11 protein-coding genes are annotated in these 18,014 nt (G+C 51.0%); 3 read left to right on the forward strand and 8 right to left on the reverse strand.

Annotated elements, in window-relative coordinates; genetic code table 11:
• Positions 1–228: 228 nt before the first annotated feature.
• The 4 genes from EL111_RS08005 to tsaD form a co-directional block, all read right to left on the reverse strand.
• The gene (locus EL111_RS08005; protein WP_123794719.1) at positions 229–2,244 is read right to left on the reverse strand and encodes a BCCT family transporter; all 2,016 of its coding nucleotides are present in this window, start codon (positions 2,242–2,244) and stop codon (positions 229–231) included.
• A 266-nt stretch (positions 2,245–2,510) separates the two neighbouring features.
• Entirely contained in the window at positions 2,511–3,824 is a 1,314-nt protein-coding gene (locus EL111_RS08010) for an NCS2 family permease (protein WP_123794567.1), read from the reverse strand.
• A gap of 224 nt (positions 3,825–4,048) precedes the next feature.
• Positions 4,049–4,384 (reverse strand): hypothetical protein, encoded by a 336-nt coding sequence (locus EL111_RS08015; protein ID WP_123794568.1) that lies wholly within the window; start codon positions 4,382–4,384, stop codon positions 4,049–4,051.
• 239 nt (positions 4,385–4,623) lie between these two features.
• Positions 4,624–5,694 carry a tRNA (adenosine(37)-N6)-threonylcarbamoyltransferase complex transferase subunit TsaD gene (tsaD, locus tag EL111_RS08020; protein WP_123794569.1) on the reverse strand — a complete coding sequence of 357 codons (1,071 nt, stop codon included), beginning with the start codon at positions 5,692–5,694 and terminating at the stop codon, positions 4,624–4,626.
• 129 nt (positions 5,695–5,823) lie between these two features.
• Between tsaD and greB the strand changes: the two genes are divergently transcribed.
• Together greB and EL111_RS08030 are read left to right on the forward strand one after the other, a co-directional pair.
• A complete protein-coding gene (gene greB, locus EL111_RS08025) occupies positions 5,824–6,315 on the forward strand; it encodes a transcription elongation factor GreB (protein ID WP_123794570.1) in 492 nt (163 codons plus the stop codon).
• Between the two features lie 257 nt (positions 6,316–6,572).
• Positions 6,573–8,030, forward strand: coding sequence for a TrkH family potassium uptake protein (locus EL111_RS08030; protein ID WP_123794571.1), 1,458 nt, complete (start codon positions 6,573–6,575; stop codon positions 8,028–8,030).
• Between the two features lie 80 nt (positions 8,031–8,110).
• Here EL111_RS08030 and pepN read toward each other — a convergent pair whose 3' ends face one another.
• The 3 genes from pepN to nirK form a co-directional block, all read right to left on the reverse strand.
• The gene (gene pepN / locus EL111_RS08035) at positions 8,111–10,735 is read right to left on the reverse strand and encodes an aminopeptidase N (RefSeq protein ID WP_123794572.1); all 2,625 of its coding nucleotides are present in this window, start codon (positions 10,733–10,735) and stop codon (positions 8,111–8,113) included.
• A 341-nt stretch (positions 10,736–11,076) separates the two neighbouring features.
• Positions 11,077–11,835: a formylglycine-generating enzyme family protein gene (locus EL111_RS08040; protein ID WP_123794573.1), complete on the reverse strand. Its 759-nt coding sequence runs from the start codon at positions 11,833–11,835 to the stop codon at positions 11,077–11,079.
• 187 nt (positions 11,836–12,022) lie between these two features.
• A complete protein-coding gene (nirK, locus tag EL111_RS08045; RefSeq protein ID WP_123794574.1) occupies positions 12,023–13,174 on the reverse strand; it encodes a copper-containing nitrite reductase in 1,152 nt (383 codons plus the stop codon).
• A gap of 388 nt (positions 13,175–13,562) precedes the next feature.
• On the opposite strand from nirK, the gene EL111_RS08050 reads away from it, so the two are divergent.
• Positions 13,563–15,818 carry a nitric-oxide reductase large subunit gene (locus EL111_RS08050; RefSeq protein WP_123794575.1) on the forward strand — a complete coding sequence of 752 codons (2,256 nt, stop codon included), beginning with the start codon at positions 13,563–13,565 and terminating at the stop codon, positions 15,816–15,818.
• Positions 15,819–16,731: 913 nt separating this feature from the next.
• Here EL111_RS08050 and EL111_RS08055 read toward each other — a convergent pair.
• Positions 16,732–17,985 (reverse strand): HlyD family type I secretion periplasmic adaptor subunit, encoded by a 1,254-nt coding sequence (locus EL111_RS08055; RefSeq protein ID WP_123794576.1) that lies wholly within the window; start codon positions 17,983–17,985, stop codon positions 16,732–16,734.
• Between the last annotated feature and the right edge of the window lie 29 nt (positions 17,986–18,014).

Here is an 18,014-nt window from a genome sequence, read left to right on the forward strand (position 1 = left end):
TTTTGCTGCTCTCCAACTTCCCGCAAGCGAACCGCTCTTTTCCGCCCAAACAATAAAAAAGCCGTTCGGGGCAATCTTCCGATTATCCCGAACGGCTTTGCTTGGATACAGAAAATATAGTCGAATAAAATAAGAATGAGACAAGGCAGCGAAGCCGCAGACAGTACACATAGTACGGCAAGGCAAAGCAACGCTGTATCATTCTTATTTTAAATGACTATACAACGCTTACTCTGCCAACTCGCTCTGCTCGTGCGCCATCATTTCCTGTCCGACATTACCCAGCAGGCTCAGATAACGCTCGTACTGTTTCAAAATATCCGCAATCAGCTCTTCACGGCTCATATAGCGCACATCGTAACCTGTTCTGCCGTCTGCAAAATAAGTAATCGGCAAATAAGTTTGCGTTTTACGGATATGCGGCAGGTAGTCTTCTTCCACCAACTGCTCCGCAACTTCCTGCTCAACCGATTTGATACCGTACACAAAATTACGAACCGTCGCTTTTTCCACCACCAGCTCCACCGCCGGCTCCGACTGATCGAACATCACATTAATCTGCGTACTCAAACCATACTCAGACGACATTTCACTACTCAGCTCCCGCATGGCAGGCAAAGCGGTATATTTCAAGAAACTGCGGATATCCCCCTCTTGCGAGTGGTTCAACATCTGCTCCAACCGCTCTTTCCAACGCTCGCCCGTCCAAAAAATACTGGTCGGCGTGATTTTCGCACTAAAATATTTTTTGTCATTCACCAAAGCCTTCCACAAGCTGAACGCCATCAGCAGCATCAATACGGCAAACGGCAGCGCGGTAATCAGCGTCATGGTCTGCAACACGCCCAAGCCGCCGCTGCCCAATAAAGCAATGGCCACCGCCGACATCAGCACGCCCCACATGACAGCCTGCCATTTCGGTGCCGCCATGCCTTTGTCGCGCGAAGCAATATTATTCAGCACATAAATACCCGAGTCGGCGGAAGTAATGAAAAACAATGCAATGATAATCAAAGCAACCACGCTGCTGATGGCAGACAGCGGCAAATAATCCAAGAACGCAAACAACAGCGTTTCGGGCGAGCCGGTCATGGCAGCCAACGCACCGTCAGCCACATGGGTATCCAGCCAGATTGCGCTGTTGCCGAATACGGTAAACCACAAAATACTGAACACGCTCGGTACAGCCAATACGCCGAACACAAACTCCCGAATGGTACGGCCTTTGGAGATACGGGCGATAAACAGGCCGACAAACGGAGCCCAAGAACACCACCACGCCCAATAAAGAATCGTCCAACCGCTGAACCAAGAAGTATTATCCGGCTCGTAAGTATAAGTTTTGAAACTCAATTCCACCAAATTGGACAAATAAAAACCCAAGTTATCACTGAATGCCGACAGCAGGTACAAAGTCGGGCCGCTTACCAATACAAACAGCATTAATGAAGCCGCCAGCACCAAATTGGTTTCGCTCAGGATTTTCACACCCTTACCCACGCCCGATACGGCCGAAATCACCGCCAGCGACATAACCACGACAATCACCGCAATCTGCAAACCGAAATTACTCTCGGCAATCCAACCGATTTGCTGCAGCCCCGAACTCATCTGCGCCGCACCAAAACCCAGCGTTGTGATGATACCGAACAGCGTTGCCACCAATGCCATCACATCAATCGCATCGCCGAAACCGCCGTTAATTTTATCTTTCAAAAGCGGATAAAAGCAGGAGCGCAATGCCAGCGGCAGCTTGTAGCGGAAGCCGAAATAAGCCAGCGCCAACGCAATCACACCGTATACCGCCCAAGCATGGATACCCCAGTGGAAAAACGTGTGCAGCATGGCAGACTGTGCATTACCGTTACTGATTGGCGAAGTGAAATGTGACAAAGGCTCTGCCACGCCGAAAAACATCAAGCCCACGCCCATGCCGGCGGCAAACAGCATCGCCAGCCACGACATAAACGAAAACTCCGGCTCTTCCTCGTCCGAACCGAGCTTGATACTGCCGAGATTACCGAGACTGACCAAAATCAGAAACAGCAGGAAAACGGAAACAATCAAAATGTAAAACCAGCTAAAATGCTTGAAAATCGCTGTTTTAGCCAAGTCCAACATATTCTGCGTCGCCTCAGGAACCAACAAGGTAGCGGCAAGCAAAGACAAAACGGATAATAAGGTAGTGCTAATCACCACCGGATTAAACGACGATTTTTGTCGGATAAATGAGAACATACTCAACATTCCTTCATATTTTATCGTTAAATGAAATGGAAATTTTCAGACGGCCATACACGGTATCCGTTCAGGCGCGGAAGAAAAGTAAAATTGAAAGTTTCAATGAAACCATAAGTTTGATAGCTTGCAATGATAACATAAAACCCCAACATTCCCAAATCAGCCGCTAAACCTGCCGAAACGGCCGCGCAAAACAGCAAAAGGCCGTCTGCAAAACGCCCGATTCAAAACAGGCATTTTGCAGACGGCCTTTGATGCGGCAAAATCTTTTAGCCGCCCAAATACCAGAACTTAACCGCCCACAATACGGCTACTACCCATACCATCGGCGGTACGTCTTTCGCACGGCCGCACAGCAGCTTAATCACCGCATAGCTGATGAAGCCGACGGCGATGCCGTCTGCAATCGAGTAAGTAAACGGCATGAAGACAATGGTCAGGAAAGCGGGAGCGGCTTCGGTCATGTCGTCCCAATCAATCTCTTTGGCACTACGCAGCATCTGCACGCCCACATACAGCAACGCGGGTGCGGTGGCGAATGCGGGCACACTCTGCGCCAGCGGTGCGAACACCAGACAAGCCAGCATCAATACGCCGACTGTTACGGCGGTCAGACCGGTGCGTCCGCCTGCCGCCACGCCCGCCGCGCTTTCTACATAAGGCGTGGTCGAAGACGTACCCATGGTCGCACCGGCGACAATCGCGGTGGAATCCGCCAGCAATGCGCGTTTCAGACGCGGCAGTTTGCCGTCGACCAGTAGACCGGCGCGGTGGGATACGCCGACCAGCGTGCCTGTGGAGTCAAACAAGTCCACCAAGAAAAATACGAAAATCACGCTGACCATGCTGACGGTGAACAAACCTTCGAAATCCATCTGCATAAACGTCGGCGCAACACTCGGCACGCTGCCGACTACGCCTTTAAACTCGCTCAAGCCCAGCAGCGACGACACCGCAGTCAGTGCCAGAATCGTGATGATGAGTGCGGCGCGGATGCGGAAATAACCCAATACCACCACCATCGCGAAACCCGCCATCGCCAGCAACACCGAAGGCTCGTGCACATCGCCCAAGCCGACCAGCGTTGCCGGATTATCGACAATCACACCCGCGCCTTTGAGCGCAATCAATGCCAAAAACAGGCCGATACCGGCGGCAATCGACATTTTCAAACCCATGGGCAGCGCGTTTACCAACATCTCGCGCACTTTAAACAGGCTGAATACGATAAAAATAATGCCCGACATAAACACCGCACCCAAAGCTACCTGCCAAGGCACGCCCATGCCTTTGACCACGGCAAAGGTAAAGTAAGCGTTCAAGCCCATGCCCGGCGCAAGCGCAATCGGATAATTGCCGACAAAGCCCATCACGAAGCAGCCGATGGCGGCGGCGATACAGGTTGCCACAAACACCGCGCCCATATCCATACCCGCCTCGCCCAAAATCAGCGGATTGACGATGATGATGTAGCACATGGTCAAAAACGTGGTTAAACCCGCCATCAGCTCCGTGCGGACATTCGTGCCGTTTTCGCTCAAGCGGAACAGTCGGTCAAACAAACTGGAATGTGAAGTATTCATTAGATTTCAACAATAAAAAGAAAAAGAATGTTAATTCGACATTATACTGAAAATCCGAGCGCAATACTGCTTTTCATGCTAAAAACATCGTCCCGCCCGCTCTTTCGGCAACACAGCCAAACCGCTACGCTCCATCAGGCAGCAAAACCGTTTTGCCCGATTTTGCAGACGGCATGGTTTTCCGGCAAACCGTCAAAGGCCGTCTGCAAAATCACGTTTTCCCTTCACAGCATATCATCGGACAACGCTCCACCAAGCCAAACAACCGAGCCGCAGACAATACCAGTCATACGGGCGGCAACCTGCTGCTTCAACAGTTTTGCCAAACCCATTCTTGGGGCAAAATCCCGCAGCGCCGTACCGCTTCGGGTTAATAAACGAGACAATCGCCGCCAAACGCCGCCCGTACCCGCCTTGATGTACAACAGCCGTCCCAACCCGACAAAAAAGCCGTCTGCAAAATCCGCCAGTAACGGTTGTGATGATGCAGATGGCTTGTAACGGATTGCCAACAGATTTGCAGACGGCCTTTCAACCAAGCCGCAGACAATACCAATCACACAGGAAGAAAACCATTCAATTCAATAGCCTAGTTAATCCCATTCTTGGAAAAATCCCGCAACGCTGTACCGCTTCGGGTTAATGCACGAGATAAACGTCGCCAAACGCCGCCCGTACCCGCCTTGATGTACAACAGCCGTCCCAGCCCGACAAAAAAGCCGTCTGCAAAATCTGCCTTCAACGGCTGTGATGATGCAGACGGCTTGTAACGGATTGCCAACAGATTTGCAGACGGCCTTTACCCTTGCTGCACGATATCCGCCAGCGGCCAGCGCGGTTTCACATTAAATGCCCCCGCTTCCTGCCGGTTATGCAAGCGCATCGCACCGGCGAAAGCAATCATCGCACCGTTGTCGGTACAGTATGCCAGCGGCGGGAAATACACTTTTACCGCTTCTTCGGGGTGGGATTGCTTTTTATTTGCAGACGGCCTCTGTACCGTCAGACGGCTGAATTCGTCACGCAGCTTCCAGTTTGCGCCCACGCCGCCCGCCACCACCAAGGTGCGGAACCCTGTATCCAGCAAGGCTTTTTTCGACTTAGCCACCAGCACGTCCGCCACTGCGTCCTGAAAGGCGCGGCAGATGTCGTTGCGTGTTTGCTCGGGAATCTCATTACCGCCGCTTTCGGCGCGCACTTTTTCCACTGCAGTCAGCACGGCGGTTTTCAAGCCGGAAAAACTCATCTGCAAATCATGCGAATGCAGCATGGGGCGTGGAAATTGGAAGGCATCGGCACGGCCGAGTCTGGCCAGCTCCGAAAGTTTCGCCCCGCCCGGATAAGGCAGCCCCAACAGCTTGGCGGTTTTATCAAACGCTTCGCCCGCCGCATCGTCCACACTCTCGCCCAGCAGCGTGTAATCGCCGATGCCGCGCACGGCCATAAACTGCGTATGCCCGCCCGACACCAGCAAAGCTACAAACGGAAATTCGGGTTTGTCGTCCGCCAAGAGCGGCGACAACAAATGCCCTTCCAAATGGTGCACCGGAATCACAGGCTTATCCAGCGCAAACGCCAGCGCGTTGGCATAGCTCGAACCTGCCAGCAGCGCACCGCCCAAACCCGGCCCCTGCGTAAAGGCAACCGCGTCGATGTCGCCGTAACCGACACCCGCCTCCTGCAGGCAGCCTTCGGTCAGCGGCACGAGGCGGCGGATGTGGTCGCGGCTCGCCAGCTCCGGCACCACGCCTCCGTATTCGGCGTGCATGGCCATTTGGGTGTGCAGGTGGTGCGCCAGCAAACCGCGTTCGGTGTCGTATAAGGCAACACCTGTTTCGTCACAAGAAGATTCAATTCCTAATACCAGCATTGTTTGAGGCCGTCTGTAAAACAAGCCGTCATTTTAGCGGATTTTGCCCGGCCTGCGGATTTTACGCGCAAATTTCCGCGCAACACCAAATTAAGCTAAAATACGCGCACTCTGTTTTTCCGCAAGCACATGACTACCGAAACCAAAAACTATCTTACGCCTGTCGGCTGGCAGGCATTGAAAGACGAGCTGTACCAGCTTGTCAATAAAGAACGTCCCGAAATCGTGCAGGTTGTCAACTGGGCGGCAGGCAACGGCGACCGCAGCGAAAACGGCGACTATCTTTACGGCAAACGCCGTATGCGCGAAATCGACCGCCGTATCCGCTTTTTGACCAAGCGTTTGGAAGCCGCCGTAGTCGTCGATCCGGAACAGCGCGAGCCGACCGACCAAGTTTTTTTCGGTGCAACGGTAACCCTGCTGCGCGGCGACGGCAGCGAACAGACGGTAAAAATTGTCGGCGTGGACGAAATCGATACCGCCCAAAACAAAATCTCATGGATTTCGCCGCTTGCCCGCTGCCTGATTAAAGCCCGTGAAGGAGACGAGGTAGTATTGCGCGGGCCGGACGGTGCGGAAACCATTGAAATTTTGGAAGTTGCCTACTGCCGTATCGATTGATTGCCCACGATACGCTTTCCATGCCAAGGCTGCCTTATATAGTCATTTAAAATAAGAATGATACAGCGTTGCTTTGCCTTGCCGTACTATGTGTACTGTCTGCGGCTTCGCTGCCTTGTCTCATTCTTATTTTATTCGACTATATTATCTTCGGTATAATCAAAAGCCGTCTGTAAAAATGCGCCCGCATATCATTTTGCAGACGGCATTATTCCGTATTTTTGAATCCCGCCGTTGTCAGACGGTATGTTCCATACATGTATAAAGTTATCCCGATTATCCATATCCTGTCCAAGCTCGGCGTATTGTTTTCGCTGCTGATGCTGGTGCCGACACTGATGGCGCACTTTACGGCAGACGGTACGTTTTCCGCCTTTGCCCGTACTGTTTTGGTAACACTTATCGGCTCGTGTACCGTATGGATTCTGACCATGCGCTACCAACGCGAAATGCGGGTACGCGACGGCTTTACGCTGGTGATGATGTTGTGGGTCGCTTTTGCCGTGTCCGCCGCCATGCCGATTTATCTGTATATGCCGTCGATGAGCTTTGTCGATGCGTTTTTTGAAGCAATGTCGGGGCTGACCACTACCGGTGCAACCGTTATCAGCGGTTTGGACTCGCTGCCGCCCACGCTGAACTTCTGGCGGCATATGCTCAACTGGCTGGGCGGCATGGGGATTATCGTATTGGCTGTGGCGATTCTGCCGATGCTGGGCGTAGGCGGCACGCAGATGTTCAAAGCGGAAATCCCGGGAGTGGACAAAGACAGTAAAATGGCACCGCGCATTTCCCAAGTGGCGAAAAAGCTGTGGCTGTTTTACAGTCTGACCACGCTGGCGGCATTCTTATCTCTGTATTGGGCCGGCATGAGCTGGTTTGACGCGCTGTGCCATGCGATGTCCACCGTTGCTTTGGGCGGCTTTTCCACCCACGACGACAGCATTGCCCATTTCGATTCGCCCGCCGTAGAAGCCACGATTGCCTTGTTTACCCTGTTTGGAGCCATCAATTTCGCCAGCCATTTCAGCGCATTCGGCAACCGTTCGCTAAAAGTGTATTGGAAAGACGAAGAATGCCGTATGTTGTTGCTGGTATTGTTCGGCAGTATCTCGGCGGCGGCTCTGTATCTCTGGCAGCAACAGGTTTACAGCACGCCGGAAGAAGCCTTGCGCTTTGTCGGCTTCAACTTCATCTCCATCGGTTTGGCCAGCGGCTTTGCCAATGCCGATTTCGGTACTTGGCCGCTGTTTGTTTCCCTGTGGATGTTCTTCCTCTCCAATCTGCTTGCCTGTTCCGGCTCGATGGGCGGCGGCATTAAAAACGTGCGCGCGCTGGTTTTGTTCAAATTCAGCCTGCGCGAAATGACCATATTGCTGCACCCGCGCGCCGTCCGCACCGTTAAGGTAAACAGCCGCTCCATTCCCGAACGCATGGCATTGGCGGTGATGTCGTTTATTTTTGTCTATTTCATGACCGTTGTCTTGTTCAGCTTCCTCCTGATGGCTTCGGGTTTGGACTTCGTTACCGCCTTTACCGCCGTAATTGCCTGCATCACCAACGCCGGCCCGGGCTTGGGCGAAATCGGCCCCGCCTACAATTACGCAGGGCTGACAGCCGTACAAAAAGGCTTATGTACCGCCGTTATGCTGTTGGGGCGTTTGGAAATTTTCACCGTACTGATGCTGTTTACACCGGCATACTGGAAAAAATAACCTTCGCGGGCATAAAAAGGCCGTCTGCAAAACGGGCAAACCGCATTTTGCAGACGGCCTTTCAGCAACGGCAATCCGTATTAGGCCAGAATCTTGCCCGCAATTTCACCCACGTCTTTCGACAAACCTTCTTGCGCGGCGATGCGTTGCAGTTCGGCGGTCATCAACGCGCGGCGTTTGGGCTCGAGCTTGTTGCAGATATTGAATGCCTGTACCAGACGCGCGGCAACTTGCGGATTGAAGCGGTCGATTTCCAACACTTTTTCCGCGATAAAAGCATAGCCGCTGCCGTTTTCCGCATGGAAATGCGGCACGTTGCGGCTGAAGCTGCCCAACAGCGAACGCGCTTTGTTCGGGTTTTCCAAGCTGAATTTCGGATGGTTTAAGGCTGTCCGAACCTGCTGGAGCGTATCGCTGCGGCGGCTGCTGCCGACGAGCGTGAAATATTTGTCCATCACCAGCGCGTCGTCGGCGAACTTGGCGGCAAATTTGGCCAATAATCCGTTGCGTTTGTCGCTTTCATGATGGTTGGCGGCAGAAAGCATACCCCATTCGTGGGTCATGTTTTTCGCCATTTTGTCGTATTCGAGCGCGATAAAGTCTATGGTTTCCGGCTCGGCACGCAATGCCAGCGCGCGCATCGCATTCCGCAGCGCGCGCCATCCGGCGCGGTCGGGATCGTATTCGTACACCTCCCCGCCGCCCTGCTCTTCCTGATTCTGTGCGTTCAGGAGCAATCCGGCGATTTCGTCGGCGTAGGTTCGGGCGATTAAATCCAACAGGGCTTCCCGTGCCTGATGAACGCGCAGCGGGTCGATTTCGTTTCGATCCGCCCAACATTCGGCTTCAGACGGCACTTGCAGCAGCAGGGTTTTAAACGCGGGATTCACATCAGCGCGCAATACATAGCCTACCGCCGCCAGCAATCCGCCGTGTCCGGGCAGCGGCAGCCCCTGAGCGAGCGCGTATTCGTTGGCGGCCACTGCGCGGCGGTACAGTGTTTGCGCCGCCTCCCAACGGGCAAAGGCATCGGTATCGTGCGACAGCAGCAATGCCAGTTCTTCATTGCGATACGGATAGTTCAGATGCACCGGTGCGGAAAAACCGCGCAACAGCGATGGCACTACGCTGCGCCCTACGCCGGCCAATACAAATTCCTGTTCGGCCTCTTCCAGCACCAGCACCGCCTCGTACACATGCCCGCCCTGATAGCCGAAGGCCGTCTGAACGCCGCTTTCCGCATCCAGCAAGGCCACTTTCAGCGGCATCATCATCGGTTGTTTTTCCGCCATGTCGGGCGTGGCGGGAATACTTTGTCTGACCGTCAGCACATAATCGCCGTTGTCTTTCAGACGGCCCGATACGTCCAAAACAGGCGTACCGGCTTGGCTGTACCACAGCGCGAACCGGTCGAGATTGGTTTCATTCGCATCCGCCATCGCCGCGCGGAAATCGTCGCAGGTGACCGCCTGCCCGTCATGGCGTTGGAAATACAGTTTCATGCCCTTTTGGAAACCCTCTTCGCCCAGCAGGGTATGATACATACGCACCACTTCCGCACCTTTCTCATACACGGTCATGGTGTAAAAATTATTCATCTCCTCATAGCTGGCGGGGCGCACCGGATGAGCGGTCGGCCCCGCATCTTCGGGAAACTGGTGTTGGCGCAGGAGCCGCACGTTTTCAATACGCCGCACTTCGCGTCCTGCACGGTCGCCCGAAAACTCCTGATCGCGGAACACAGTCAGACCTTCTTTGAGCGAAAGCTGGAACCAGTCGCGGCAGGTGACGCGGTTGCCCGTCCAATTGTGGAAATACTCGTGCCCGATAACCGACTCGATGCCTTCGAAATCCGCATCGGTAGCGGTCCGGCTGTCGGCCAGCACATATTTGGTGTTGAAAATATTGAGACCTTTGTTTTCCATCGCACCCATATTGAAATCGCCCACCGCCACAACCATAAACATATCCAAATCATATTCGAGGCTGAAGCGCGTCTCGTCCCACTTCATCGCGTGTTTCAGCGATTCTATTGCAAACGGCACTTTCGGCTTGTCCGCTTCGGCGGTATAAAACTCAACCGCCACCTTGCGCCCGCTGCGGGTGGTAAAACTGTCTTTCGTAACCGCAAAACCGCCCGCCACCAAAGCAAAGAGATAGCTCGGCTTGGCAAACGGATCCGCCCATTTCACCCAATGGCGGCCGTCTGAAAGATTGCCGCCGCCGGTTTTATTCCCGTTGGAAAGCAGCACCGGATAACGCTTTTTATCCGCCGTGATGGTGGTTGTGAACTTCGACATCACATCCGGACGGTCGGTGTAATAAGTAATCTTTCGGAAACCCTCCGGCTCGCACTGGGTAAACAGATTGCCGCCGCTCTCATACAAACCCATCAGCGATTTGTTTTCAGACGGCAGCAGGCGCGTTTCCACTTCCACGACAAAACTTTCAGACGGCACTTGGCGCACGGTCAGCTTTTCATTTGCCGGATCCAGCTCGAAACCAACCGTTTCGCCATCGATTTTCAGCGAAAGCAGCTGTGCCGAACCGTCCAACACCAACGGCTCGCCCGCCCTTTTCGGATTCACCACCAACCGCGCCCTGACCAGCGTATGGCCGTCGAAAATATCAAAATGCAAATCGGTCTGACACACCTCATACGCAGGAGCTTGGTAGTCTTTCAAATAGTGGACGGTTTTAGTCATTTTTCTCTGCTTTCAAAATGCGGAAATAAAAAAATATATGGTTTCAGACGGCCTGATCTTCAAGGCCAGGAAAATGTAAAAAGGCCGTCTGTAAAATTGCGGTTTTGCAGACGGCCTTTGTGTCGGACGGGATATGGCAAGTCTCTGAATATGAAAGACAGTCAGATGAATCAAAGTGGCAAAGTGCGGGCTTGTGCAGAGGGTGTGATGAGGACTGTAAACTCCGTATCTTTTGGAATCGGGACGGCTATATTTGATATATAAGCAAAAAAACGGCGATACCTTACAGTACCGCCTAAGCTGCTTTGGTCATAAAACGCCAAAAAAACTGTTGCAAATTTTTATTTGGCTACACAACGGAAGCCTAAGTTTTTCAAGGAATATTTTGCTTGCAGGCTGGTACGGATGCCGAAGCGCATAAATGCTGCGTAGTTGGTCGGGTCGCTGGCACCGACTGATGCGCCGCTGCAGAACATTTGGCTGTCGGCGTTGCTGGAGTTGAGTTGACTGCTGTTGAAGTCTTCCGTCCATTCCCAAATCATGCCGTGCATATCGTAAATGCCCCAGTAGTTTGGTTTGTTCTGTCCGATATTACGCAAACCGCTGCGACCGCCGTCTGCATACCAGTCGAGAATGGTGCGGTTAAAGCCTTCTTCGGCTGTGCCGTTGATTTGGGTGGCTGAGGCTTGGGCGGCAAATTCCCATTCGTCGATGGTCGGCAGGCGTTTTCCTTGTGCGGTGCAATAGGCGTTGGCTGCAAACCATGAAACATTGGTTACGGGGTGTTTTCGATCAGATGGTTTTGGGGCAAAACTGTTGCTGCCGTTTTGTATCCAATGTTTCAGATAGGACGCTTCGGCTTGTTTGGAGCCTACTTTGCCTTTTTTCCATTGCGGATGTTTGTTGACGAATTCGGCAAATTCGGCATTGGTTACGGGGTATTTGTCAATTTGGTATGGTTTCACGCTAATCATCGGTGTTTCTTTTTTCAGATACAGCGGGCGGTAGCTGCCGCCGTCTACTTTAACCATATCTGATGCTGCGGCACCGCTGCCGATCAGTGCGCTGCTTAAAACGAGGATTTTTGCGAGGGTTTTCATGATGCGCTCTTGTTTATTTTAAACAGGTAAATGGATTTTGCAGACGGCCTTTCTTGTCAAACGGCGTTATCCAAGCCGTCTGCAAAATCAATCTATGGGACTGAATGTGGGGAAAAGCCGCTGTTACCCTCGTTTTCATTAAGATAACAGCGGCTTTTGACAATTTGATTACAAGTCAATCAAATCATTAGTAAGCATTAGCTGCTGATGCGGCTGAAGCTGCTGCCGGAGCTGGTGCGGCAGAACCTTCAGGTTGGTAAGCAGTATCGCTCAGTTTTGGAGTCATGATTTCAGGGTTGGCTTCGCCTTCTACCTTCAGTTGACCCAGTGCGCCTTTATTGAAGGCACGGAAGATAGAGTGGTCAACCAGAGTGTAGCTTCCCGGAGTGTCGATTTTGAACTCAACGATGGCTGCGCCGCCGGCAGGAACGATGGTGCTTTGTACGTTTTCGTTAATCAGTTTGCCGCCTTCAACATATACTTTATCGAAGATTTCACCGATAACGTGGAAAGAAGACACCAAGTTCGGACCGCCGTTACCTACATACATACGAACGGTGTCGCCTACATTGGCTTTCAATGCGTTTTCACCGGCAATCGAACCTACATGACCGTTGAATACAACGTATTCGGGTTGTTCTGCGATGGCTTTGTCCATGTCAAATGCTTGCAGGCCTTGTGCGCCGTATTTGCCTTTGGTGTAGAAATCACCTTGTACGATGTAGAATTCTTTATCCACTTTCGGCAAGCCTTCTTTTGGCTCCACCAGAATCAAACCGTACATACCGTTGGCAATATGCATGCCTACAGGAGCAACAGCACAGTGGTAGATGTACAGACCGGATTGCAGCGCTTTAAAGCTGAATGTGGAAGTACGGCCGGGTGCAGTAAAGGTTGCTTCAGCACCACCGCCGGGGCCGGTAGCCGCGTGGAAGTCCACATTATGCGGTACGGTTGAAGAAGGGTCGTTGGAGAACTCAACTTCTACGGTATCGCCTTCGCGTACACGAATCATTTGACCCGGAACATCGCCATCGAATGTCCAGTAGTGGTAATCCACACCATCAGCCATTTTCATGGTTTTTTCTACGGTAGTCATTTTCACACGCACTTTAGCCGGATGATCGCGATCGATTGCAGGCGGTACTTCAGGTGCATGAGTGGTTACCGCATCAATAACCGGAAGCTCGCTTGAAGGTACATCGGCAGCTTGTGCAGCAGGTGCAGAGGCCTCCACAGCCGCAGCAGGTGCAGCAGCTTGCTCGGCAGGTTTGTCGCCACCACAGGCAGCTAAGGCGAACATAGAGGCAATGATTGCAGCTAAGGCTTGGCGTTTCATAGTAGTATTCCTTTTGTGGAAAAAACTGGTTTCAAAAACAGGTTAATGTGTAGTTTTGAGTAATTATGTAGGCATTCAGCTTAACACACATTGACATAAATCAAATTATTCATTAAATATGAACCTTTATTTACCAAACTACTACTTAGTAAGTATATTTTACTAAATATTTATAATTATCTCCTATTCATAAACACTAATACTTTGTGCTTTATTTTACAACCCTCCGCACACAAACGAGAATAACTTTAAATCACAGAAAACTTACCGTTAAAATAAAAGCGACAAAACCGTTTCTTTAGATAAAAAACCGTGCTACAATCCTTAACATTCATATTCAATGAATTTATAACCACTTTCCACTTTAATACCAAAAGGAGTACTTGAAATGGGACAATACAAGAAACTCTGGTATCTGCTGTTTGCAGTACTGGTAGTTTGTTTTACCATTCTTGGCTATATGGGTGGCGAGGTTTACAAGAAAGCCCCGCCGTATCCTGAAAAAATCGTTTCTACCTCAGGCACGGTCCTGATGACCAAAGATGACATTCTTGCCGGTCAATCTGCTTGGCAGACCACCGGCGGTATGGAAGTCGGCTCTGTATTGGGTCACGGTGCCTACCAAGCTCCGGACTGGACTGCCGACTGGCTGCACCGCGAGTTGGTAGCATGGTTGGACATTACTGCTGAAGCAACTTACGGTAAAAAATTTGCCGACCTGAACGCTGAAGAACAAGCTGTTCTGAAAACCCGTCTTGCCGACGAATACCGCGAACAAAGCCGTATTCAGGAAGACGGCAGCGTAGTCATCAGCGATACGCGCGTGAAAGCCATCGAAGCCATTACGCCTTACTATATGGGCGTGTACGGCGACGATCCTGCCTTCCAAAAAACCCGTGAACACTTCGCAATGAAAAACAATACATTGCCTAGCGTTGAAGCGCGTAAAAAACTGTTCAACTTCTTCTTCTGGACTTCTTGGTCTGCTTCGACCAACCGCCCGGGCGAAACCTACACCTACACCAACAACTGGCCTCACGAGCCTTTAATCAACAATGTACCGACTACCGAAAACTATATGTGGTCTTTCACCAGCGTGGTACTGTTGCTGATGGGTATCGGTTTGCTGATGTGGGGTTACTCTTTCTTGACCAAACATGAAGAAGTTCAAGTACCTACCGAAGATCCGCTGTCTAAAATCCAGTTGACTCCTTCTCAAAAAGCCTTGGGCAAATACGTTTTCCTGACTGTTGCCTTGTTTGTGGTACAAGTATTGCTGGGCGGTCTGACTGCTCACTATACTGTTGAAGGCCAAGGTTTCTACGGCATTGATACCGCTCTGGGTTTTGAAATTGCCGACTGGTTCCCATATGCCCTGACCCGTACTTGGCATATCCAATCCGCTATTTTCTGGATTGCAACAGGCTTCCTGACTGCCGGCTTGTTCTTGGCGCCGATTGTGAACGGCGGCAAAGATCCGAAATTCCAACGCGCTGGCGTAAACTTCCTGTATATTGCCCTGTTTATCGTTGTTGCAGGCTCTTATGCAGGTAACTTCTTCGCATTGACCCACATCATTCCGCCTGAACTGAACTTCTGGTTCGGTCACCAAGGTTACGAATACCTTGACTTGGGCCGCTTCTGGCAACTGCTGTTGATGGTCGGTCTGCTGCTGTGGCTGTTCCTGATGCTGCGTTGTACCGTCAGCGCCTTTAAAGAAAAAGGCACCGACAAAAACCTGTTGGCCATCTTTGTGGCTTCTATGGTCGGCGTAGGTGTGTTCTACGCACCGGGTCTGTTCTATGGTGAGAAATCTCCGATTGCCGTGATGGAATACTGGCGTTGGTGGGTGGTTCACCTGTGGGTAGAAGGCTTCTTTGAAGTATTTGCTACGGCCGCCTTTGCCTTTATTTTCTACAATATGGGTTTTGTACGCCGCAGCACTGCAACCGCTTCCACTTTGGCTGCTGCCGCCATCTTTATGTTGGGCGGTATTCCGGGTACGCTGCACCACCTGTACTTTACCGGTACGACTTCTGCCGCAATGGCCATCGGTGCATGTTTCTCTGCTCTGGAAGTGGTTCCTTTGGTACTGCTTGGCCGCGAAGCCTACGAACACTGGTCTTACCAACATTTGTCTCCTTGGGCAAAACGTCTGCGCTGGCCGCTGATGTGCTTCGTAGCCGTAGCATTCTGGAACATGATTGGTGCAGGTGTATTCGGCTTCCTGATCAACCCGCCGATTTCCCTGTTCTACATCCAAGGTCTGAATACGACTGCCGTACACGCTCACGCCGCTCTGTTTGGTGTATATGGTTTCTTGGCTCTGGGCTTCGTACTGTTGGTTGCCCGCTACCTGAAACCGGACGTTGAATTTGACGACAAACTGATGACTTGGGCATTCTGGCTGCTGAACGGCGGTCTGGTCGGTATGATTGTCATCAGCCTGCTGCCTGTCGGTGCAATCCAAGCATACGCTTCCATCACTGAAGGTCTGTGGTATGCACGCAGTGAAGAGTTCATGCAAATGGAAATTCTGGATACTCTGCGCTGGGTTCGTACTGCTGCCGACTTGGTATTTATCGGCGGTGCGGTATGTGTCGCATGGCAAGCAACCAAAATCGTATTCAGCCGCAGCAAATAATGCTTTAAACTGAAACAATCACTCAAAGGCCGTCTGCAAATCAATTTGCAGACGGCCTTTTTTACATCTCATTTTAACGTGCATATCATCGATGTTTGCCACATTCATATCATCAACCATATAGCCGGATAATGATTAGGTTCTCTCCCCTTCCGGTTACCGAAGCTCTTTCCAATCAGAATACATCTTACTCAATGTAGATACTGGTTAAGTGCGGAAGCAACCCGCTCCAACCGTCGGTACTTACTCTCTATGCCGTCTGCAAATCTCCGTTACCATATCAGTTATCATGTCTTACCGGATATTTTCAGATTAAAACACCACATTGTTAACGACTATGATTTATTGGTTTCCCGTTATCACAACCAACCTATCTTCCGCCAACCTGTTTTCATTAAACAAGCCATCACAGCCCGAGTCATAATGCTTCTTCAACACACGCCAACCCGCGATGCATTCATTGTATCAATATTTTGAGCAACAGATATGCAAGCATACCTCCGCTATCCCATACGCACCTGCTTCCGACTTTAAGCAACAACAACCGGCGTTTGACTGCAAACTTGCCCAAACAAGCAAAACAAGTTTAAGCAAATATTATATAGTCGAATAAAATAAGAATGAGACAAGGCAGCGAAGCCGCAGACAGTACACATAGTACGGCAAGGCAAAGCAACGCTGTATCATTCTTATTTTAAATGACTATATTATTTAAAATAAGAATGATACAGCATTACCGCACCTTGCCGTTATCCGTACCGTCTTCGGCTTTACCGCTTTGTCCCATTCTGTGTCATCCGACTAAATACCGCCCCCATCACTCACTCTTACAAAAAGGCCGTCTGCAAAATCCTACCTTACGGCAAGTATTTTGCAGACGGCCTTACGGTTAGCGCGTACGGATAACGCCCGATTAACGTTCGGTTAATGCGCTTTTCATTCGTGTTAACGGCTTCGTCAGATACTGGAAGACGGTTTTTTCACCGGTTTTAATATCCACCGTTGCCACCATACCCGGAATAATCGGCATTTCTTTACCGTTTTTATCTTTCAAACTATTGTTTTCGGTTTGCACCAAAATACGGTAATACACCTGATTGGGGTCGAGTTTCAAATCATTCGCACGATTCTGAGCAGAGTTGCTTACCGTATCCGGACTGATTAAGGTTACGTTACCGTCCAGACCGCCGTAAATGGCATAATCATACGCACTGATTTTAACCGTTGCCGGCAACCCCGGACGCAAAAAGGCAACATCTTGCGGACGGATATAAGCCTCTACCAGCAGCTTGTCATCTAAAGGTACAATCTGCATAATTTCCTGCCCGGCAGATACGACACCGCCTACCGTATTGATTTTGACATCTTTTACAATGCCGCGCATAGGAGAACGGATTAAAGCCCGATCTACCGGATCGGCACGCATGGCCATATTTTCCTGAGCCTGCGCCAGTTCCGCTTCTGCTTTAACCAATTCATTATTGGCATCGGTCATATAGCGGTTTCTGCGTTCTGCAATCTGCAGGGACAAATCACTGGACTGCCGTTGCATACGCAACAGTTCTACTTCCGATACCACACCTTGCGCCACCATCGGCGCTGTAATGGAGATCTCCCGATCCAATGCCGCTTTACTGAAACTCAGGCTTTCAATAGCTTCCGTGACCGCGCGGCGGCGTGCGGCAAAGGCAGCCTGTTCGCGCTGGCGCAGCTCGTTGCCGACATTTTTCGGAAAGCTCAAAGGAACACCGTAGGCTTCTGATTTCAGGCGGGCAACTGTGGCTTCCAGATTCTGTACTTTGGCTTCACTTTCACGCAATACGGCCGAGCTGCGCGTATCGTCCAATTTCAGCAACACCTGCCCTTTTTCAACAATATCGCCCTCTTTTACCGACAACTCGGTAATAATGCCGGGATCAAGACTTTGAATGACCTGCTCACGACTGCTGGGAATGACGTTGCCCTGTCCGCGCGTTACTTCTTCCAGAGGGCTGTTGTACGCCCAAATGACAAATACCACTAACAAGGCGAAAAACAGCATAACTACCCAAAACTGACCGCTGTGTTTTTCTTTTTGCAATGCGGCGTTTAAGTCGTTGACCAATCCTAAATCTTTGGATTTGATGCTGTTTTCCCTGTTTAAATCTGTTGTTTTCTTACTGCTCATAATGTTCGGTGACTTTCTGAAAGGTCGAA

The sequence above is a fragment of the Neisseria animalis genome, assembly GCF_900636515.1.
In the GTDB taxonomy this organism is placed as follows: domain Bacteria; phylum Pseudomonadota; class Gammaproteobacteria; order Burkholderiales; family Neisseriaceae; genus Neisseria; species Neisseria animalis.